The 21,551-nt window shown below is 44.1% G+C and carries 19 protein-coding genes and 1 pseudogene; 10 read left to right on the top strand and 10 right to left on the bottom strand.

The features are described 5' to 3' along the window. Positions 1-237 precede the first annotated feature (237 nt). Positions 238-684: a CBS domain-containing protein gene (locus tag AB6D06_RS09085; RefSeq protein WP_372110134.1), complete on the top strand. Its 447-nt coding sequence runs from the start codon at positions 238-240 to the stop codon at positions 682-684. Positions 685-753: 69 nt separating this feature from the next. Here the strand turns inward: AB6D06_RS09085 and AB6D06_RS09090 are convergent, their stop codons facing one another. Further along, complete coding sequence (locus tag AB6D06_RS09090; protein ID WP_017062525.1) at positions 754-1,659, bottom strand: hydrogen peroxide-inducible genes activator; 906 nt, start codon at positions 1,657-1,659, stop codon at positions 754-756. Between the two features lie 210 nt (positions 1,660-1,869). Here AB6D06_RS09090 and AB6D06_RS09095 point away from each other — a divergent pair, with 210 nt between their 5' ends. The 3 genes and pseudogenes from AB6D06_RS09095 to AB6D06_RS09105 all read left to right on the top strand — a co-directional run. Continuing rightward, the gene (locus AB6D06_RS09095; RefSeq protein WP_017062526.1) at positions 1,870-2,478 is read left to right on the top strand and encodes a peroxiredoxin C; all 609 of its coding nucleotides are present in this window, start codon (positions 1,870-1,872) and stop codon (positions 2,476-2,478) included. A gap of 311 nt (positions 2,479-2,789) precedes the next feature. Next, positions 2,790-3,533 carry a copper homeostasis protein CutC gene (locus tag AB6D06_RS09100; RefSeq protein ID WP_372110135.1) on the top strand — a complete coding sequence of 248 codons (744 nt, stop codon included), beginning with the start codon at positions 2,790-2,792 and terminating at the stop codon, positions 3,531-3,533. 150 nt (positions 3,534-3,683) lie between these two features. Further along, positions 3,684-3,947, top strand: a pseudogene (locus tag AB6D06_RS09105) (hypothetical protein); the annotation flags it as partial. Between the two features lie 9 nt (positions 3,948-3,956). Here AB6D06_RS09105 and phoU read toward each other — a convergent pair. The 4 genes from phoU to AB6D06_RS09125 all read right to left on the bottom strand — a co-directional run bounded on the left by phoU (position 3,957) and on the right by AB6D06_RS09125 (position 9,586). Further along, positions 3,957-4,655 carry a phosphate signaling complex protein PhoU gene (gene phoU / locus AB6D06_RS09110; RefSeq protein ID WP_009848270.1) on the bottom strand — a complete coding sequence of 233 codons (699 nt, stop codon included), beginning with the start codon at positions 4,653-4,655 and terminating at the stop codon, positions 3,957-3,959. A gap of 74 nt (positions 4,656-4,729) precedes the next feature. Continuing rightward, entirely contained in the window at positions 4,730-5,548 is an 819-nt protein-coding gene (pstB, locus tag AB6D06_RS09115) for a phosphate ABC transporter ATP-binding protein PstB (RefSeq protein ID WP_009848269.1), read from the bottom strand. Continuing rightward, positions 5,549-7,258, bottom strand: coding sequence for a phosphate ABC transporter permease PstA (pstA, locus tag AB6D06_RS09120; RefSeq protein ID WP_029235348.1), 1,710 nt, complete (start codon positions 7,256-7,258; stop codon positions 5,549-5,551). Between the two features lie 111 nt (positions 7,259-7,369). Further along, positions 7,370-9,586 (bottom strand): ABC transporter permease subunit, encoded by a 2,217-nt coding sequence (locus AB6D06_RS09125; RefSeq protein WP_372110136.1) that lies wholly within the window; start codon positions 9,584-9,586, stop codon positions 7,370-7,372. Positions 9,587-9,786: 200 nt separating this feature from the next. On the opposite strand from AB6D06_RS09125, the gene ppk1 reads away from it, so the two are divergent. Both ppk1 and ppx read left to right on the top strand, forming a co-directional pair. Further along, entirely contained in the window at positions 9,787-11,883 is a 2,097-nt protein-coding gene (ppk1, locus tag AB6D06_RS09130) for a polyphosphate kinase 1 (protein ID WP_372110137.1), read from the top strand. Then, positions 11,874-13,385, top strand: coding sequence for an exopolyphosphatase (gene ppx / locus AB6D06_RS09135; RefSeq protein ID WP_372100251.1), 1,512 nt, complete (start codon positions 11,874-11,876; stop codon positions 13,383-13,385). Before ppk1 ends, ppx begins: the two co-directional genes overlap by 10 nt. 77 nt (positions 13,386-13,462) lie before the next feature. On the opposite strand, the gene AB6D06_RS09140 is transcribed toward ppx, so the two are convergent. The 3 genes from AB6D06_RS09140 to phoB are packed head-to-tail and all read right to left on the bottom strand — an operon-like array spanning position 13,463 to position 16,458. After that, a complete protein-coding gene (locus tag AB6D06_RS09140) occupies positions 13,463-14,440 on the bottom strand; it encodes a PstS family phosphate ABC transporter substrate-binding protein (protein ID WP_372110138.1) in 978 nt (325 codons plus the stop codon). Further along, the gene (phoR, locus tag AB6D06_RS09145) at positions 14,437-15,735 is read right to left on the bottom strand and encodes a phosphate regulon sensor histidine kinase PhoR (RefSeq protein WP_004740365.1); all 1,299 of its coding nucleotides are present in this window, start codon (positions 15,733-15,735) and stop codon (positions 14,437-14,439) included. Before phoR ends, AB6D06_RS09140 begins: the two co-directional genes overlap by 4 nt. Positions 15,736-15,768: 33 nt before the next feature. Then, positions 15,769-16,458 carry a phosphate regulon transcriptional regulator PhoB gene (phoB, locus tag AB6D06_RS09150; protein WP_004735064.1) on the bottom strand — a complete coding sequence of 230 codons (690 nt, stop codon included), beginning with the start codon at positions 16,456-16,458 and terminating at the stop codon, positions 15,769-15,771. Positions 16,459-16,652: 194 nt separating this feature from the next. On the opposite strand from phoB, the gene rdgC reads away from it, so the two are divergent. The 3 genes from rdgC to AB6D06_RS09165 all read left to right on the top strand — a co-directional run bounded on the left by rdgC (position 16,653) and on the right by AB6D06_RS09165 (position 19,481). Beyond that, positions 16,653-17,567: a recombination-associated protein RdgC gene (rdgC, locus tag AB6D06_RS09155; protein WP_017062534.1), complete on the top strand. Its 915-nt coding sequence runs from the start codon at positions 16,653-16,655 to the stop codon at positions 17,565-17,567. Positions 17,568-17,773: 206 nt separating this feature from the next. Further along, positions 17,774-19,192 carry a tRNA 5-hydroxyuridine modification protein YegQ gene (yegQ, locus tag AB6D06_RS09160; RefSeq protein ID WP_017062848.1) on the top strand — a complete coding sequence of 473 codons (1,419 nt, stop codon included), beginning with the start codon at positions 17,774-17,776 and terminating at the stop codon, positions 19,190-19,192. A 34-nt stretch (positions 19,193-19,226) separates the two neighbouring features. Then, positions 19,227-19,481 (top strand): YfhL family 4Fe-4S dicluster ferredoxin, encoded by a 255-nt coding sequence (locus AB6D06_RS09165; protein ID WP_004735061.1) that lies wholly within the window; start codon positions 19,227-19,229, stop codon positions 19,479-19,481. 42 nt (positions 19,482-19,523) lie between these two features. Here the strand turns inward: AB6D06_RS09165 and AB6D06_RS09170 are convergent, their stop codons facing one another. Together AB6D06_RS09170 and mepA are read right to left on the bottom strand one after the other, a co-directional pair. Next, a complete protein-coding gene (locus tag AB6D06_RS09170; protein WP_017062536.1) occupies positions 19,524-19,832 on the bottom strand; it encodes a hypothetical protein in 309 nt (102 codons plus the stop codon). A 273-nt stretch (positions 19,833-20,105) separates the two neighbouring features. Beyond that, positions 20,106-20,945 (bottom strand): penicillin-insensitive murein endopeptidase, encoded by an 840-nt coding sequence (gene mepA, locus AB6D06_RS09175; RefSeq protein ID WP_017062537.1) that lies wholly within the window; start codon positions 20,943-20,945, stop codon positions 20,106-20,108. 157 nt (positions 20,946-21,102) lie between these two features. Here mepA and AB6D06_RS09180 point away from each other — a divergent pair. Continuing rightward, positions 21,103-21,551, top strand: a 449-nt coding sequence (locus AB6D06_RS09180; RefSeq protein WP_371721113.1) for a transposase, incomplete at its 3' end; no start/stop codon positions are given.

Genomic DNA, 21,551 nt, shown 5'->3' on the forward strand with positions numbered 1-21,551 from the left:
AACACATCGCAAACACGACTAAAAATTTCGCAGTGGGCTAGTATAGGCACACGAGCCGCAATAGCAAGGTTTACAGCACTGGATTATTGTAAAGAGGCGTAAAATAATGCGACTGATTCACCTCCTCAAGCTAAAGAATTAGTTGCATAAAACTCACCCAAGAATGCGTCAGATCTCAGTTATTTTTTGGATAAAAAACTATAGTAATAGCAACAAATAAAAAAGAAGGAGGTTCGTATGATCAAGGTTGAAGATATGATGACTCGCAACCCTCATACCCTATTGCGCTCACACTCACTGGCCGATGCTAAGCACATGATGGAAGCACTTGATATCCGCCATATTCCGGTCGTCGATTCCGACAGGCAACTACTAGGTGTCGTCACACAACGAGACGTTCTCGCCGCTCAAGAATCCAGCCTACAAAACATCCCACAAGCTCAAGCTTTTACTCTTGCTACTCCCCTCAACGACATCATGCACAAAAGTGTTATGTCGGTAGAGCCGCGTGCAGGATTAAAAGAATCGGCTATCTACATGCAGAAACATAAAGTGGGCTGTTTACCTGTCGTAGAAAACCACGAACTAGTAGGCATTATTACAGACAGCGATTTTGTCACGATAGCGATCAATTTACTGGAGCTGCAAGAAGAAGTAGAGCCAGAAGAAGCAGAAGTAGAGTAACGCTCGGGATTGATATAAAGAAGAGCGGCCAATTCAGCCGCTCAGAGGGATTGTTGTCGCAGCGGATTATTATAGAAGCTCAGATACCACATCCGCTAATTGATGGAATGTCTCACGACGCGAAGAGCTTGGTCGCCAGACAAGGCCAATATCTCGGTAGGCCTGCTGACCAGGAGGATCGATCACAACGAGATTCTGGTTTTCCAATAAACCGTGGTCGATCGCCATTTGCGGAATAAAGGTGGTTCCTAAACCATTGGCCACCATTTGCACCAATGTGTGAAGGCTCGTCGCAGTGAACGGGTTGATCTTCTCTTTATCCGTTAACTTACAAGCCGACACAGCATGCTCGGTTAAGCAATGCTCGTTCTCCAACAAAAATACAGATTCGTCTGGCAGGTCATCGTATTTAATCGGAACGCGAATACCATCAGCTTGATTGCGACTGATCACCATCCGGAAAGGGTCTTGCCCAACAACTTGGCTTTCCATATTGTCGATATCGACAGGCAAAGCCAGAATCAGCACATCTAAGTCTCCATGACGCAGCGCAGCCAATAGGTTGGTCGTTGTGTCTTCACGTAACAGCAAATTTAATTGTGGAAAGCGCTGGTTGGCTTCCTGTACCAAATCGCACAAAAGGAACGGCGCTATAGTAGGAATACACCCGACTCGCAGCTGCCCTTGCATCGCATCCCCGTTACATAGATTTCCAAGCTCTACGAGATCTTGTCCTTTCGCTAGTAGCTCTCGACCGTGCTTGACCACCAGCTCACCTGCTTGCGTGAAAACTAGCGGGCTCTTTTTATCTTTCTTCTCATAAAGCGGGCAACCAATCAGCTCTTCTAGGTTTTGAATGCCTTTACTTAGCGTAGATTGACTGACGAAACAGCGATCTGCGGCATCACTGAAATGACGAGTTTCGTGAAGAGTAACAAGATAGTGAAGTTGCTTAAGACTTGGCCATTTATTCATGAAATTACTTTGTAATATGAGTAGGATAAGTTATGTAAAGGTCATTCGACCTAAGGACAGGACAAAGAATAAGCTTATCGCTTTTTTCGATTAACTTAATCTATTTAATTCGCTTTTTTCTATAGTACCGATTGTACTATAGTTTGTCCCGTAGAAACGGAGCCCAAACAAAGATGTGTTGGGCCAACTAATTTTTTAGGAGATTCCAAAATGGTACTAGTAGGTCGTCAAGCCCCTGACTTTACTGCAGCAGCTGTTCTAGGTAACGGTGAGATCGTTGATAACTTCAACTTCGCAGAATTCACTAAAGGTAAGAAAGCTGTAGTTTTCTTCTACCCACTAGACTTCACTTTCGTTTGTCCTTCAGAGCTAATCGCTTTCGACAACCGTCTTGAAGATTTCCAAGCTAAAGGCGTTGAAGTAATCGGTGTTTCTATCGATTCTCAATTCTCTCACAACGCATGGCGTAACACTGCTATCGCTGATGGCGGTATTGGTCAAGTTAAATACCCTCTAATTGCTGACGTTAAGCACGAGATCTGCAAAGCATACGATGTTGAGCACCCAGAAGCAGGCGTTGCTTTCCGTGGTTCTTTCCTAATCGACGCTGACGGCCTTGTACGTCACCAAGTAGTTAACGATCTTCCACTAGGTCGTAACATCGACGAAATGCTACGCATGGTAGACGCACTAAACTTCCACGAGAAGAACGGTGAAGTTTGTCCTGCACAATGGGAAGAAGGCAAATCAGGTATGGACGCATCTCCAAAAGGTGTTGCAGCATTCCTATCTGAGCACGCTGACGACCTAAGCAAGTAATTACCTCTTAAGCCCGAACTCAACGCGGGTTAATGGTTGGAAGATTCTCTTTAAAGAGACATAAAGCATAAGCTAATAGCGCAAAGCGCACCGCCAATCAGTTAAGAAGTAAAGTCCTATTAAAAGCCCGAAGTTAACGCTTCGGGCTTTTTGTTTCCCCCCTCCTCGCTCCCCTAGACTGACTCTTGTAATAGATAATTGAGGTAGCGATAAACCTAAACTTTACCTCTATTTTCCCTTATCCCCATCTATTCAGAATCACACCTAGATTGCTATTATTTCATCAGTATCTTTTTGAACGGATAAACACGATGAACACCGAAATTGAAGTCTGTATCGATAACTTAGAATCTCTTCATACCGCACTATCTGGTGGCGCGAATCGAATTGAGCTTTGCTCTTCATTAGCACTTGGCGGATTAACTCCAAGCTTCGGAATGATGAAACAAGCGGCAATAGTTTCGTCGGTTCCGGTCTACGCTATGATACGCCCAAGACAAGGCGACTTCATTTTCGATAACGACGATATGCTCTGTATGCTTGAAGATATTGAAGCTTGCGCAAATGCAGGATTGGATGGGGTCGTACTTGGTGTGTTAGCGCCGAACGGAAGTATTGATATGCCAAAGATGCAACAACTGGCTGACAAAGCGCACTCGTTAAAGCTTGGGATTACCTTCCACAGAGCCATCGATCAAAGCTCTGATTTCCAAGCAGCATTAGAACAAATCATTACACTTGGATGCGAAAGAGTCCTGACATCAGGGCTTGCTGCTAATGCTGAGCAAGGTATCGATGTATTGGCTGCAATGGTCAAACAAGCCGATGGACGAATTGATATCATGGCGGGGGCTGGCGTTAACGCTGCGAATGCCAAAATGATTCAAAGCGCTACCCAAGTACCTGCTCTTCACCTTTCAGGTAAATCGACAAGGCCGAGTCTAATGGAAAACAACTCAAGAGCTCAAATGGGCAGTGATAATATTGATGATTATCAGATCCCAGTGACAGATGCGAGTAAGATATCTGATGTGAGAGCCGCCCTCACCGCTTAGGGCAATAGTCGCCAGCATAAATCCAGAGAACCTCGCTGACTAATCTAACTGACTGACTGACGTATATTAGATTTAATAGCGCAGAAAATTTTCATGGATAGATATGGCTAAAGACTTATTCAGCTCTCTTGATTTAAACCTGTTACGAAGCAAAACATGTTTGGAAGAAACCAAACCCACGGCTTTCAGGCTGAGATTGGTGTGGCAAGTTATGACGGTACAAAAACGCGCTCAGGCGAAGTAGAAGAGAAAACAACACATGGTATAAGCCTAGGTGGTGCCTACGTTTACCAAGCGACACCAATGCTTGGATTACGTGCTGGTGTTGATATGAATATTTTTGATCACAACAAAACCTTTGTGCCTTACGACACAACGGTCAATTTCAATCTTGGTGCCATTATTAGCTTCTAAAGATAAGCTCTATTTTAGTGCGTCATCAAGGCTTTGATCACCGAGGTGACGTACATCTTTACCCTTCACAAAGTAAATAATGTATTCGCAGATATTTTGGCAGCGGTCTCCCACTCGCTCAATCGCACGAGCTGACCACATCACCTGCAAAATATTAGGGATGTTCTTAGGGTCTTCCATCATATAGGTCATTAACTGACGAATAACGGCTTCGTATTCCGCATCCAACTTATCATCAAGTTTGTGAACTTCAGCAGCCGCATCAACATCCATACGAGCAAAAGCATCTAACACTTGGTGAAGCATGGTGATTGCCTGACGGCAAAGAGGCTCTAACGAAACATGGAATTTTTGCTCTTTGGTTGAAGGGATCTCAATAGCACCTTGCGCAATTTTAGAAGCAACATCGCCAATACGTTCCAGATCGGTAATGGTTTTGATGATCGCCATAATCAAACGCAGATCCTTCGCTGTCGGCTGACGCTTTGCAATGATTCGAGTACACGCCTCATCAATCGACACTTCCATCGCATTCACTTTGTGGTCATCACGAATCACTTTTTTGGCCAATTCAACATCGTCTTTATGAAGCGCCTGCATTGCAAACGAGAGTTGTTGCTCCACTAACCCGCCCATGGTCAATACATGAGTACGGATCGATTCTAACTCGACATTGAATTGCCCTGAAATGTGGCGACCGAAATGCATACTTGCTCCTTGAAAGAAATGAAGAAAGCCATTTTTGTAGAGTGACTTAGCTCTAGATGACACCTTTGTAGGGGTTAGCCATATCTACCAGTAATGTAGTCTTCCGTCTGGTTTTTCAATGGAGACGTAAAAATTGAGTCCGTATCTGAGTACTCGATCAATTTTCCCATATGAATAAAGGCAGTATGGTCACTTACACGCGCGGCTTGTTGCATGTTGTGGGTAACAATCACCACTGTGTATTGCGTTTTGAGATCGTTGATCAACTCTTCAATCGTCAAAGTAGAAATCGGATCGAGTGCCGATGTCGGCTCATCTAACAACAGCACTTCAGGCTCAATCGCAACCGCACGAGCGATAACCAAACGCTGCTGTTGACCGCCAGATAAACCAAAAGCATTCTCATGCAACCGATCTTTCACTTCATCCCATAACGCAGCAGCGCGCAGAGAGCGTTCAACCGCATCATCAAGGTCTCGGCTGTTGCTAACGCCTTGTAGCCTCAAGCCATAAACCACATTCTCATAGATAGATTTAGGAAAAGGGTTTGGACGCTGGAATACCATACCCACACGGCGTCGTAAGGTCGCAACATCCACCTTAGGGTGATAGACGTTCTTGCCATGAAGCTTCACTTTCCCGGAAACCTTACAGCCTTCAACAAGATCGTTCATGCGATTAATGCAGCGCAGCAGAGTCGACTTACCACACCCAGAAGGGCCGATAAACGCCGTCACCTGCCCCTTCGGGATCTGCATCGAGATATCATCAAGTGCTTGGCTCTCTTTATAGTAAAGATTTAGCCCTTCGATCGAGATAGCAATTTGCTCATCCTTCAGATTGTGAACATCAAGTGGTGCTTGGTAACCCAAGGTTTCATTAATCGAGAACATCTAATCTTGTCCTAAGGTTCGGTATTTTTCACGCAAGTTATTACGGATATTGATGGCTGTTAAGTTCAACCCAACAATCACCGTAACCAATAAAAATGAAGTCGCATACACTAAAGGTCGTGCCGCTTCGATATTAGAGGTTTGAAAACCAACATCATAGATATGAAAGCCTAAATGCATGAACTTTCTATCTAAGTGTAAATACGGAAACTGACCATCGACTGGCAAGCTAGATGCCAATTTAACAACACCCACCAGCATAAGTGGTGCAACTTCCCCCGCGGCTCTCGCGATTGCCAAAATTAAACCAGTGATAATCGCTGGGCTTGCCATCGGTAAAACAATGCGCCAAAGCGTCTCAAATTGAGTCGCACCAAGCGCTAATGAACCGTGCCTCACTGCACTAGGAATACGCGTTAAGCCCTCTTCCGTGGTTACGATAACGACTGGAAGCGTCAAGACCGCTAAGGTTAGTGCTGACCAAAGTAGACCCGGCGTACCAAATGTCGGTGCTGGCAATCGCTCTGCATAGAACAACGTATCAATCGAGCCACCAATGGTATAGACGAAAAAGCCTAAACCAAAAACGCCATACACAATCGACGGTACACCCGCCAAGTTAATCACGGCGATACGAATTAAACGTGTTAGTGCGTTGTTTTTTGCGTATTCATGAAGATATATCGCAGCGACTACCCCAAGAGGCATCACGACGATCGACATGAGAATAACCAACAGTACTGTGCCAAAAATAGCAGGAAACACACCGCCTTCAGAGTTTGAGTCTCGTGGGTTCTCTGATAAGAACTTCCAAACTTGTTTGCCCCAGTGCCCAACCTTTTCTAGGTAAGACATATTATTTGGGTACCAATAATCCAGAATGTGACTTAGCGAAATCTCGACCTGCTCGCCTGTCATATCCTCAACGAGTAAGCTTTCGACATTAAGTTGCGTTCTAAGGTGCTCAAGCTTAACTTCGGCTTCACCTAACTGGCGGTTTAATTCCAGTTTAGTTTGAGTATAGGTTTTAAGGTATTCATCGCTCACTGACTCATTGAGTTCAAGCTTACGCTTTTCTAAGCGCAGGTTTTCCAATTGCCAGCTGATATTGCGAATTTCTTGGTTCACGACACGCGACGTTTCTTTACGTAGCGCATCAGCGAACGCCAAGCCTTGTTCGAGCTTTTGGTCTATGTTCGAATCAAAGGTGCCAGAAGCGGTTTTAAAACCCACCGGCTTACCAAAGAAATAACCACCTCGACTTCGTTCAATCACAACCCAATCAAGCGGGGTAGTGGGTTCACGTAAGTTAACATCCAGAATAGAAACAAAGTCCGCAGGGTACAGTTCTCTGTTAGCAACTTTGATGCTTAAGCGCTGTATCAGCCCAGTCGACAAATTTTGAGGAGACAAAAGGTCATGGACTTGTGGAACTTGCTCTATCGGGATGTATTTTCGTTCATATAACTGACCAACCAATACATCTTGTTTTGATACGGTTTCGTCAAGATCGACCACTAGCGATAAGTCTTTGGAGTCAACTTGCCATTGATACAAAGGTGCGGGCCAAAAATAGGTTAAGCCCTTCCAACCAATCAGCAGCATTAGGCCAAGAACAGAAAGCATACTGATGCTCACCGCCCCGCCCGTAAGCCAGATCCACGGAGAGCCCGATTTAACCCAAGATAATAATGACTTCAGTTTATTCATCATGATCGACCTTGCTCTTGGCGTGCTGAAATCAAGGAGCTGCAAAGATCAAGAGACACGCTAGTCAAGCCACTAAAAGCCATTGATACACATTGAGGCAAACCTTTAAAACTACAGCGCACGATATTTATCTCTCAGTCTTTGTCTAACCCACTCAGCAACTGAGTTCACCGCGAATGTAAAGATAAACAGCAAGAGTGCAGCCAAGAACAGCAAGCGGAAATGAGAACCGCCTACTTCTGATTCTGGTAGCTCAACAGCAATCGTTGCCGATAAGGTTCTCATCCCTTCCAAAATATTCCAGTCAAGAATTGGAGTGTTACCTGTCGCCATCAAGACGATCATGGTTTCGCCAACCGCTCGACCTAGGCCCATCATAACCGCTGAAAAGATACCTGGACTCGCCGTCAATAGCACCACATAAATAAGCGTCTGCCACGCCGTCGCACCCAACGCTAATGACCCATCAGACAAATGTTTAGGTACAGAGAAAATAGCATCTTCAGCAATAGTGAAAATCGTTGGGATGACCGCAAAGCCCATAGCAAAACCAACCACTAGCGCATTGCGTTGGTCAAAGTCGATACCATAGCTAGCCAAGAAGGTACGAATATCACCACCAAATAACAAGGCTTCAATGTTGTTTCCACCAGCAAACACCGCAACCACTGTAATCACCAATACCGGAATCAATATCAGAGCATGCCAACCATTAGAGAAGCGACCCGTTACCCTCTTCGGTAAACAGAACCAAACAAGTCCAGTCAGCAGTGTGCTCAGTGGTAATAACACCATCAATGAGAAGACGGCCGTTAAATGCGTCTCGACGATTGGAGCAAACCAAAGCCCGGCCAAGAATCCGATGATCACGGTCGGAAGTGCTTCCATCAGCTCTATCGAAGGCTTCACCACTCTTCGCATGCGTGGAGACATAAAGTAAGCGGTGTAAATAGCTCCGAGCACAGCAACCGGCACGGCAAACATCATCGCAAACAGAGCTGCTTTGATAGTACCGAATGTGATAGGTACTAAACTGAATTTCTCTTCAAAGTCATCATTCGCCGAGGTTGATTGCCAAACATATTGTGGCTCAGGGTAGCTTTCGTACCAGACTTTTTGCCAAAGCGATGAGAATGATATTTGTGGGTATTCATTATCGACCTTAGCCACACTGATGGTGCCATCAATCAGCGTCGCCAGATGCAGTTCATTGGCAGACATAGCCGCTAATTGTGGTGATTTATCAAATGCACGCTCGAACAGCGACAGCTTTTCACTGGTCGTATAGTGGCTTTGTAATGTGCCGTTCTTATAGAAGCTATAAAAACCCTTTCTATAAGTATCAGGAAGAATAAATTGCACTTGTTCAGCAAGTTGGAAGTCTCGAATATGGGTCAGGCTACGCTTTTCATCTTTGAGTACATCGAACCATTGAGAAACCTGTCCGTCCTCATGCGTAACCAACAACGAGTATGCGCCAGACAATAAATCGATGCTTTTCACGGAATGCTTCGCATCATTTAAGCTAAGATCAATCACTTCACGAACATCAAAACCGTTATCTGATAGTTTCAAAACAACCAAATCCGATTGTGCTCGTAGGTATAAGGTTTGCCCATCAGGTGTGACAAGCAGTTGCTGCTGCAAGCCCAACTTATCCGATAGCCATTGGCTCTTCTGAAAAACATACTGACCAGTAAGGTCACTCTGATACCACTTAACCAAGACTCGTTGGTCACTTAACTGCGCGGCAACCGTAATCCCACGTCCATTCTTAGAGAACGCGAATTTGTCGATCGTCGCCCCATTTGAGGGTTCATCATTTAAAAATGGTTCTGGGAGATCGATTTGCTCAATTTTAGGATCGGCTTCACTGCCCTTTTGCAGCACAGGCGCACTATACTCAGGATAGAAAAAAGTAAGGTTGCTTGCACTATCGGCAAAGGCAAACCAGTTTTCTGATGGGGTATTTCGAGAGAAGGCAACAGGATTGGCTAAAACATTTCGCTCAAAGTAAGAGTGTGTATTTTGAGACTCTAAATCCCAAAACTGCACCAAGCCAGATTTTTCGATAGTAAATGCATGCTGACCGTATTCATCAACAGATAAGGCGATAGGCTTTTCTACAGCAACGGTCTTTACGGCTTGGTCTGTCTCTAAACCAGTATCAGAAAACACCGGTAAAATGACCATCGCCAAGTAAACAAAGATCAATACCAGAGCAGCTAGAACACTGACGGCACCACATGTCACTGAAAAACGGACGAGACGATCTTTCAACCATCTTTTTTTGTCACGCTCTTTCAATGAAAATTGGGCTGAAGCCATCTGTTTATCTACCTTTTTTTAGCTACTGACATAATATGTACGTTAGATGACAATTATATTACAAGTTACGTTAAACAACTGAAACTAATAACAAGTTTGTTGACCATATTTCTTAAAGTAAGATCATAGATTTTGTGAATTTTGTCATTCTAAATTAAAGTAATCAGCTCTATAGCCAGCACTCAAGGATTATCATCTCGATGGAAAAAGACTATGTCACAAAAGAACTTAGCTGGTTATCCTTCAACGAAAGAGTGCTCCAAGAAGCGGCAGATAAGTCAGTCCCCTTAATCGAAAGAGTTCGTTTTTTAGGTATTTACTCGAAAAACCTCGATGAGTTTTACAAAGTCCGATTTGCTGACGTGAAACGAAAGATCTTACTTCAAGATCCACAGCTAACCTCCAACTCGCCGAAAAGCCTACTGACTAAAATGCAGAGCAAAGCAAGCAAGCTCGATGCTCAATTCCATGAACTGTATAACGACTTGCTATTGGAATTGGTACGCAATCGTATTTTTCTGGTCAACGAACAACAAATCAGCGAAGAACAAAGTGGCTGGATAAAAAAGTACTTTAAGAAAAAAGTGCTGCCACACTTAACTCCGATTCTCTTGAACGAAGATAGCCAGTTACTTAATATTCTCAAAGATGAACAAAGTTACTTAGCCATCGACATCGAGCGTGATGCATCATCTCAATATGTCTTACTCGAAATCCCATCAGAAGCACTCCCTCGATTTGTTAAGTTACCGGAAACTTCGGGTTCGCAGCGTACAACTTTGATCTTGTTAGATAATATAGTTCGATTTTGTTTGGATGACTTACTTAAAGGATTCTTTGAGTATGACTCATTGCGTTGTTTTGCGATAAAAATGACACGTGATGCCGATTATGATCTGCAAGAGGACAATGAAAATAACCTATTAGAATCGATGTCTTTAGGTTTAGAACAGCGCTTAACGGCACTGCCGATACGTCTGAGCTATGAATCTGAAATGCCAACTGAAATTCTCAACTTCTTACAAGTCAGACTTAAACTGTCTGACTATGACAGTGTCATCGCAGGTGGTCGCTATCATAACTTCAAACATTTCTCTGAGTTCCCAAGCCTTAACCGACGTGATTTAGTTAATCGTCCTCTACCCGCGATTAAGTGCGCGCATTTCAGCCATTACCCAAACTATTTCGAAGCGATCAAAGCTCGCGACATCTTACTGCATTATCCTTATCACACCTTTAGTCACATCACTGAACTGGTTAGGCAGGCTTCCTTTGACCCGAAGGTAACCTCCATCAAAATAAACGTTTACCGTGTTGCGGAAGGCTCAAAACTCCTCAGCTCGATCATCGATGCGGCGCACAATGGCAAAAAGGTCACTGTGGTTGTCGAGCTGCAAGCACGCTTTGATGAGCAAGCCAACATTCAATGGACCAAGAAACTTCAAGAAGCGGGTGTAAAAGTCATCCATGGCATCCCAAGTTTGAAGATCCATTCCAAGTTGCTGCTCATCAAACGAAAAGAAGGCAAGCATACCGAGCATTATGCCCATATTGGCACTGGCAACTTCCATGAAGTTACAGCGCGCGTGTATACCGATTTCTCTCTGCTCACTGCGAATGAAGATTTGACTCAAGAGGTGAGACAAGTCTTTAAGTATATTGAAAACCCTTATCAAAAGTCCCAGTTCAAGCAACTGATTGTGTCACCAAAGAATACTAGAAAACGTCTGTACCAATTGATAGATAATGAAATACAAAACGCGATAGAAGGTAAACCTGCAAGCATCACTCTAAAACTCAACAACTTGGTCGATCGAGAGATCATTGAAAAGCTCTATCAGGCTAGCCAAGCCAATGTAAAAGTGAGAATGGTCATTCGCGGCATGTGCTCTCTTGTCCCTGGCATACCCCACATCAGTGATCATATTGAGATAGTCAGTGTGGTCGATCGTTTCCTCGAACATCCGAGAGTGATGATATTTGGTAACGCTGGAAAGCCGAAGGTCTATATATCTTCCGCTGACTGGATGACACGAAATTTTGATCACCGCATCGAAGTTGCAGCTCCAATTTTAGATCCAAAGATCAAGCAAACCATTATCGATATCACCGAGTTTCATTTCGATGACAGCAACAAAGCTCGAGTGCTAGACCAAGCGATGAGCAACTCTTACACACAACCACCAGCAAACCTACTTGATTACCCGACGTCACAACTCTCCACTTACCACTATATTAAACGTATGGAGAAACTTGCTCGCAAGAAGTACAAACAAGAGAAGAAATCATGCCGCTAATTGATAACAAACATTCTCGATGTATTGCCGCTATCGACTTGGGTTCGAACAGCTTTCACATGGTGGTTGCCCGAGTATTCGATCAACACCTGCAATTAGTCAGCAGACACAAACAGAAAGTGAGATTAGGTGATGGATTGGATGAACGTAACGTCCTATCTGAAAGCGCTATCGAGCGAGGCCTAGAATGCCTCAAGGTGTTCGCAGAACGACTGGCGGATTTTGAGCTTGATGATGTCAGAGTTGTTGCGACTCATACCCTAAGAAAAGCCAAAAACGCTAAAGACTTCTTAGAGCAAGCCAAGCCACTGTTTCCTTTTCCAATAGAGATCATTTCCGGTCAAGAAGAAGCTCGAATAATCTATAACGGAGCAGAACACACTCAAACCGCTTCTGAATCTAAGTTGGTTATTGATATCGGTGGAGGGAGTACGGAACTCGTCGCCGGACAAGGCTTTACTCCTCTAATTATGCGCAGTTTACCGATGGGATGCGTCAACTTCACTCAACGTTTCTTTGCTGACAAAGGGCTAACTTCGCGACACTTCTCAGATGCTTATACCGCAGCTACTCGTCTATTGATGCCATTGATTGAAGAATACACAAAAGCCCCTTGGGAAATCGCTTTTGGCTCATCTGGTACCACGAAATCAATAAAAGAAGTACTCATTGGCTTAGGGTTCACCGATGGTCTCATTACGCCCCAACGCCTGTCCTATTTAAAGAATCACTTATGTGAGTTTTCATCATCCAACACCGTAAATCTTTCAGGCTTAAGTGATGAGAGAAAGCCTGTGTTTGCTGCAGGCGTCACCATTCTTTCAGCAGCAATGGATACGCTAGACATCAAGGAGTTACATTTTTCTGATGGTGCCCTGAGAGAAGGCGTTCTTTATGACATGGAGGATAGGTTTAAAGATATTGATATTCGAACAAGAACTGCCGAAACGCTCGTCTCTCGATACCATGTAGACGTAACTCATGGCGAGAAAGTGAAAGTGCTCGCTCTTTCATTGCTGAAACAAGTACAGCCTCAAGTGACAACTGCGGTCACTAATGAGCTGTATGATCTGCTTGGTTGGGCTGCAGTACTTCATGAGGTAGGACAAAGCATTGCATTCCAAGGCTATCACCGCCATTCGGCTTATCTGCTTAAGCATACGACAATGCCAGGCTTTAATACTGAGCAACAACGCCTTATATCAGCATTGGTTCGCTATCAAAGAAAAGCGCTCAAACTACAAGATTTGCCGGAACTTTCTCTGTTTACTCAGCAACAAGTCACCCTGCTGATTCGTATATTGAGACTCGCTATCTTACTCAACCGTCAGCGAAATCAAGCACTGGCCCCAGACGTGACTCTAACGATTGAACAACAGGATAACTGGGAATTGAAAGGAACTAACAGCGATTGGTTGGCCCAAAACCAACTGCTTGATTATGAGCTCAGAGAAGAGCAACAACGTTGGCAAAATGCAGGATGGTCGTTAAAGCTAAAATAACGAACAGTCAAAATTAAAACAGCCTGCGACGCGCAAGCTGTTCATACGTTTCTTATCTAAGTTTATCGCAGCCTGAATTAGAGCCCGACTTTTGCCAACTCTTGCTCTGCGAACTCAGACGGTATTGCTAAATAGCCATCTTTCTCTACAAGTTCTTGTCCTTGCTTTGAGAACACAAAAGTGAGGAACTCTCTTTCAACGGGAGAAAGCGGTTTATCTGGGTGTTTGTTCACGTATACGTAAAGAAAGCGTGATAGAGGGTAATCACCGCTCAAGATATTCGCTCGAGTCGGCTCTACATAATCAGAACCATGCTCAGCAATAGGAATTAACTTAACGCCAGCGACACGATAGCCAATACCTGAGTAGCCAATCCCACTGATGGATGAAGCGACCGACTGAACGACTGAAGCCGAACCAGGTTGCTCATTCACACGATTTTTAAAGTCACCGCCGCACAGTGCATTCTGTTTGAAGTATCCATAAGTCCCCGATACAGAATTGCGACCGAACAATTGGAATCGATGTTTCGCCCATTGCTGATCGATTCCGAGATCTTGCCAGTTATTGAGGGGCCTTGTTGCTCCGCAGCGTAATGTCTCAGAAAAAATGCCATCAATCTGACGAAAGTTAAGCCCTTCAATAGGATTATCTCGGTGGACAAACAGCCCGATTGCGTCAATAGCGACTCGTAATGCAGTTGGCTTATAACCATGCTCTCTTTCAAAGGCTTCCACTTCACGTAAACGCATTGGTCGGCTCATAGGACCAAGGTGAGCAGTCCCTTCCGTCAATGCAGGAGGCGCAGTAGAAGAGCCCGATGCTTGGACCTGAGCGTTCACATTCGGGTAGTAGGACTTGAACTCTTCCACCCATAACGTCGTCATACCCGCTAAGGTATCCGAACCGACCGATAATAAGCTCCCAGAAATTCCCGGAACCTTAGAATAATCAGGAAGAGAATCGACACCCTGTTCGGCATGCACAGGGTTAACTAAAGCAAACGCTAATAATGAGCTGACTGGAAAATGCATCCTGCGTATCGAACAACTCATGATACGGTCAGTCGATTTGGTAAAGTAAAATGGAAACGACTGCCGACGCCCACTTCACTTTGAATTTCGAGATGTGAATCGTGGTGGCTAAGCGCATGCTTTACAATCGCTAATCCAAGACCACTACCACCGGTATCACGAGAGCGGGCTTTATCTACACGATAGAAGCGCTCTGTGAGTCGATGTAAGTGTTGAGGCTCAATACCATCACCAGTATCTGACACATCTAAGCACGCGCCTTGGCTGGTTTGATACCAACGCACTTTGACCGTTGCACCTGCGGGTGTGTATTTAACCGCGTTATAAACCAAATTCGATATCGCACTTCTCAATTGGTCTTCATCGGCAAGAACTCGTAGGCTCTTATCGATATCAAACTCAAGCTTATGTTCGCGCTCACCGCTAAGGCTCGCCGCTTCTTTCTCAAGAACCTCAAGCATCGCTGGAACGTTGACCACTTCATCCAACTCATGCATTGGCGCCGCTTCAATTTTCGAAAGCGTGAGTAGTTGATTAACCAAACTGTTCATTCGATTGAGCTGCTCAGTCATTACGCCATGCGCCTTGGTCCACATTGGGCCAACGATCATGTCTGGATCTTCGGTCATTTCAAGGTAACCTTGAAGGACGGTCATCGGCGTACGCAATTCATGAGAAACGTTAGCGAAGAAGTTACGGCGCATGCCTTCTAACTGCTTAAGCTGGGTCACATCACGTACCACCATCAGGTGTTCACCCTCGGTATACGGCACAATACGCAGCTCGAGCATACGCTCCACATTCAATGGAGAAGGCATCTCTAATGGCTCAGAGAAATCTTGCTTATTAAGGTACTTAATAAAATCTGGAGTACGAATCAAATTCGAGATCGGTTGACCTGAATCATCTGGCCAACGAAAGCCCAGCAAATACTGAGCTAGCTTGTTACACCAAACGATATTGCCTTCACCGCGAAATACCACAACGGCATCGGGAAGCGATTCTGCACCGTTACGGAAACGGCGGATAAGGTTAGTCAGTTCTTTGCGTTTGCGACGCTGTCTCTGCTGCATACGATAAATACCGTTAAACAGAGATTCCCAGTTCCCAGAGCCTGAAGGTGGAGTTAGACGCTTCTCATCCCACAGCCATGCGGACAAACGCATTTGGTTGTGTAGATGCCAGCCGAGCTGCAATACCGTAGCAGCCAGCAGCAACCAAGGTAGGTAACCGAATATCCATCCGACTAAAACCCATGGTGCGTAAAAAAAAGCCAGCTCCCAAGCCAGCTTTTTCCAGGTTAACTTTTCAACCATTCAGGACTCCGTAAACTGGGCAGCGAAGCCACATTAAGCCTTTGTAGAAAAACGGTAGCCAGCGCCACGAACCGTTTGGATTAGCTTATCGTGACCTGCAGACTCAAGCGCTTTACGCAGGCGTCGAATATGTACATCAACCGTTCGGTCTTCAACGTAAACATTGGTACCCCAAACGTTGTTAAGCAGCTGCTCTCGGCTGTACACACGCTCTTGGTGCGTCATAAAGAAATGCAGCATTTTGAACTCTGTTGGTCCCATATCAACTGGACCTTCGCTTGCGGTAACACGATGAGATACTGGGTCTAGCTTAAGACCTTGTACATCAATCACATCTTCTAGTGCAGTAGGCGTTACACGGCGGATAACCGCTTTCAGGCGAGCAACGAGCTCTTTGGGTGAAAATGGCTTGGTGATGTAATCATCAGCACCCACTTCTAAACCACGCACCTTATCTTCTTCTTCGCCACGAGCCGTTAGCATCACCACTGGGATGTTGCGAGTTAACTCTTCACGCTTCATGTGCTTGATAAAGTTTATCCCGCTACCACCAGGTAGCATCCAATCTAGTAATACTAGATCTGGGAAAGGTTCACATAGCTTGTTTACCGCTGTATCGTAATCTTCAGCCTCTACTGCTTGGTAGCCTTTTTGTTCAAGCACGAAGCACAGCATCTCACGAATAGGTGCTTCATCTTCAACGACCAGAATCCTTCTCGACATAATTGAATAGCCTTTGTATTTAATCAACGCATTGCATTATCTGAGTTAATTATGACACTTTTGTGACCTTTGAAAACAAATTTTCATATAACTGTCTCAAACATTTCACTTTATAACTTTTGATACAGAGCTAGGGACAAATCGAATTAGATCTCATATCATGAAGCACTTCTAAAAAGGTATGAGAAAAATTTATGTGGTTTAAAAATTGCCTAGTCTATCGCTTCAACCGTGATATTGATTTCAACGCAGATCAGCTAGAGAAACAACTTGAAGAATTCCGCTTTACTCCTTGTGGTAGCCAAGACAAACAGAAGTTTGGTTGGGTACACGCAATGGGTAGACATGGCGATATGATGACGCACGTATCAGAAAACCGCATTCTTATCTGTGCAAAGAAAGAAGAGAAAATGCTACCCGCTTCTGTGATCAAAGAATCATTGAACGCAAAAGTAGAAACGCTTGAGGCAGAGTCTGGTACCCCTCTGAAAAAGAAAGAGAAAGACAGCCTAAAAGAAGACATCATCATTGATCTACTTCCTCGAGCATTCAGCCGCAGCAACTTCACTTACGCGCTGATCATGCCAAAAGAAGGTTTCATTGTGGTTGATGCGAGCAGCTACAAAAAAGCAGAAGATGTATTAGCATTGCTACGTAAGACAATGGGTAGCCTGCCAGTAGTGCCAGCTATCCCAGAGCAAGCGATCGAAACGACTCTTACAGAATGGGTGAAATCAGGTGATACGCCACAAGGCATCACTATGCTTGATGAAGCAGAACTAAAATCTATTCAAGAAGACGGCGGTATTGTTCGAGTTAAGAAACAAGAACTAGAAGCTGATGAGATTAAAAACCACATCGAAGCCAATAAGATGGTGACGAAACTTCTTATCAACTGGCAAGACCGTATTGAATTCATTCTTGCAGAAGATGGCAGCATCAAACGCCTAAAATTCAGTGATGAGCTCAAAGACGAAAACGACGATATTCCTCGTGAAGATCAAGCTGCGCGTTTTGATGCGGACTTCTCTCTACTTTGTGGTGAGTTCAGTGTTTTCCTTCCAAACCTATTTGAATCATTAGGCGGGTTAACTCAACCTAACGCTTAATCAGTCAAACTATAGGCTCAGGTGCTAACGGTATCTGAGCTTATTTCTCACTAAGTTCTCACTTATATCTGCCTCTAGACCCTCTTGTTAATGTCATTGCTATCTTTAGGGCTATCAACCAAACTCATTTTAGCGTAAAATTTGCGCCCCTTTGATATCACTTGGTGGTATCAACCTGACTTGAGATCAGATTAGAGAACGAAGCAATGACTACACAAAAACCATTTGTACCTGAACTATTATCACCGGCAGGAAGCCTCAAAAACATGCGTTACGCATTCGCCTACGGCGCAGATGCAGTATACGCAGGCCAGCCACGTTACAGCCTTCGTGTTCGTAACAACGAGTTCAATCACGAAAACCTACAAATCGGTATCGATGAAGCTCATGCTCAAGGCAAAAAGTTATATGTTGTATGTAACATTCAGCCGCACAACTCTAAATTAAAAACATTCATTCGCGACCTCAAACCAGTTGTAGACATGGGCCCTGACGCGCTTATCATGTCAGATCCTGGTCTTATCATGATGGTTCGTGAAGCATTCCCTGAAATGCCAATCCATCTTTCTGTTCAAGCAAACGCAGTAAACTGGGCGACCGTTAAGTTCTGGTCAACTCAAGGCGTTGAGCGTGTGATCTTATCTCGTGAGCTATCGCTTGAAGAGATCGAAGAGATTCGCGAACACTGCCCAGAAACAGAGCTAGAGATCTTTGTTCACGGAGCTCTTTGCATGGCTTACTCAGGCCGTTGTCTGCTTTCTGGTTACATGAACAAGCGCGATCCAAACCAAGGTACTTGCACCAACGCTTGCCGCTGGGAATACAAAACAGAAGCAGCGAAAGAAGACGAAAACGGTCAGATCGTTGAAGCAAACCCTACTGGTGTTGCTATTCAAGAAGTAGAAACGCAAGACATTGAAGTTCAAGATGAGCGTCCAGACAACACACTAGGCCTTGGTAAACCAACAGACGAAGTGGTTCTGCTTTCTGAATCACACAAGCCAGAAGAGAAAATGGCAGCGTTTGAAGATGAGCATGGTACTTACATCATGAACTCAAAAGACCTTCGTGCAATCCAACACGTTGAGCGCCTAACGAAGATGGGTGTTCACTCTCTGAAGATTGAAGGTCGTACTAAGTCTTTCTACTACTGTGCACGTACTGCTCAGGTTTACCGTAAAGCTATTGACGATGCAGTGGCAGGCAAACCATTCGATGAAAGCCTAATGGGTACACTAGAGAGCCTAGCTCACCGTGGTTACACTGAAGGCTTCTTACGTCGCCATACACACGATACATACCAAAACTACGAGTACGGTTACTCTATCTCTGACACTCAACAGTTTGTTGGTGAGTTCACAGGTAAGCGCCGTGGTGACCTAGCGGAAGTAGAAGTGAAGAACAAGTTCCTAGTAGGCGACAGCTTAGAAATGATGACACCGAAAGGTAACGTTGTTTTCAAACTAGAAGTTATGGAAAACCGCAAATCTGAAGCGGTCGACGATGCGAAAGGTAACGGTCACTTTGTATTTATTCCTGTACCAGCAGATCTAGATCTAGAGTACGGCTTGCTGATGCGTAACTTGAGCGAAGGCCAAGATACACGTAACGCATCAGGCAAATAATTTTTACTTAAGCGACTTACTTGAGAAGAAAATAATGGCTCTGTTAATTACTGACAAGTGCATAAACTGCGATATGTGTGATCCTGAATGCCCAAATGGTGCAATCACTATGGGCGACAGCATCTTCGAGATCGATCCTGATTTATGTACAGAGTGTAAAGGTCACTATGAAAAGCCAACATGCCAGTCAGTGTGTCCGATTACAAAATGCATCATCACTGACCCAAACCATATTGAAACTGATGACGAGCTACTTGAGAAGTTTGTTATCATTCAAGGCTTGACCTAAAAGAAGAAAGGTTCAACTTAACCATAAGTTGAACCTTTTTTTTCATCCTGATTTTCCGATTGGATAAATATTGCAGAAGAGCTCTTTTTCAAATTGATATTCGAGTCGTTCTCGCCAGTTTATTGATTGAGCTATAGGAACAAGATAAAAGTTTTCCCTGCTGGTATCGGTCACAAATGCCATTCCATACTGCATCAATTCATAGTGAACATCATTTACGAAACTAGGGTCTAAACGTTGTCTGCCTGTTAGCTGATTGATGTCATCTCTTGAAATTGAAATACCCGAGCTTTCAGCGTTGAACCTATGTCTTAACCATTCTGAAAATTCCTTCGCACAAATCATAGTCATAGTCTTATCCTTGAATTATCTATCGACGGGTATCAGACTCTGATTTCGCATACTGCATATAAGCCGCATCTTTCACCCCAAAACACTCAATCCCTGACCAAACCTTGTCAAATTCGCCATCGCCCTTGCTGATACCGTTATTGCTTTTATTAATATCAAACGATGTTCTTAATCTCGTGTTTATAAACTCTAGACAAAAGTGTGATGTTTCTCCAGTTTTAGAGTCGAAAAAACCAGTGGCAGTACCACTGTAAAAAGCCTCGATGAACAGGATTACTTATTCGATATCAAGGCCAAACACTGACTTGGCATCACTTTAACTTTTTTCTTTTTCTTAGTTTTCGCTACTTTTTTAGGAGGTGGAACTGGAACAGTCTTTGGAGCCCAACTTGCAAGTTCATCTCCACAACCGTCACCTTTAGGAGGGCTCGCTTGAGCTATGCAGTTTGAACTGCCTTCAGGACACTTTAAACGAACGTGGAAGTGGGAGTGGTGTCCCCACCAAGGTCTTATTTTGCCTAACCAAGCTCTATCATTAGCGTCAGAGTTTTCTTGTTCACAAAGGGTTTGCTTGATCACTGGATGAACAAAAATACGCACCACTTTTTCATCTTTCGCCGCATAACGAATAACTTGAAAATGATCATCGGTCCAATTCGATTCACGCAATTTGTAGTTGGTAAGATCCACAACGCTCACAGGTTTAGGCACAGCTAATTCGTTCTCTGACAACCTCTTACTGGTTAACCTTAGCCATATATCAATATCTAACCCTGTTTGATGACTTGAATGACCTGAAGAAAAGCGCCCTCCTCTGGGAAGAGAAATATCACCGATCAATAAATTAGTATTGAGCTTCTCGCTGGTCGTGACTCCTAACCTCTCAATAAACTTTATAGCTTCTGTATGGCCATAGTAGCGCTCTCTTTGAGGGCGAATGATCTGATACCCCAAACCATTAATAGGCAAAGCCTGCGCGCCGTCTAGACAGCCATTGGCATAGCTTCCAATTGATGAGGGTGAATTTCTAGTAGGGTGACTCTCTTTTTCCCACGAAGTTGCTGATAGAGAAAATGAACAAAAGAATACAACCAGTGCAAAAAAGAACCTCATAATAATCCCAAATTACTGACGCTTACTCATTATATTAGTCGCCATTTAGGATTAGGTGCATATCGTACTTAAGTTTTTGGTGGTAGCTAGTGAATTATACCAATTAAAGTAAAAATGTGATCTAATTAAGATTGATGAATTATTGTGAAATTTAGCCATGGATAGCCTTAATAACACTGACTTCAAAAAGCTTGCGAGCCAGCAAAAAACCATTCAGATGAAGATGCGTTTACTTGCTCTCGCACACTTTAAAGACGGCCTCTCTCGTACACAAATTGCAAAATCTCTCAAAGTCAGTCGAACCAGTGTCAATAAATGGGTTCGGATTTTTTTTGAAGAAGGCCTAGAAGGACTTCAAGAAAAACCTCGGACTGGTAGGCCTGCATACCTCACCGATGAGCAGCGGGCTCAACTCAGTGCCTTCATAAAAAAAGAAGCTGAATCACCTTCTGGTGGCCGCCTTGTTGGAAGCGATATACATGACTACATCGTTAAACACTTTGACAAGCACTACCACCCTAATTCCATCTATTATCTCCTCGACCACATGGGTTTTTCTTGGATAACTTCTCGTTCCAAACACCCTAAACAATCACAGCAAATACA

It is taken from the genome of Vibrio sp. 10N.239.311.G01 (assembly GCF_041465805.1).
Lineage (GTDB): Bacteria > Pseudomonadota > Gammaproteobacteria > Enterobacterales > Vibrionaceae > Vibrio > Vibrio crassostreae_C.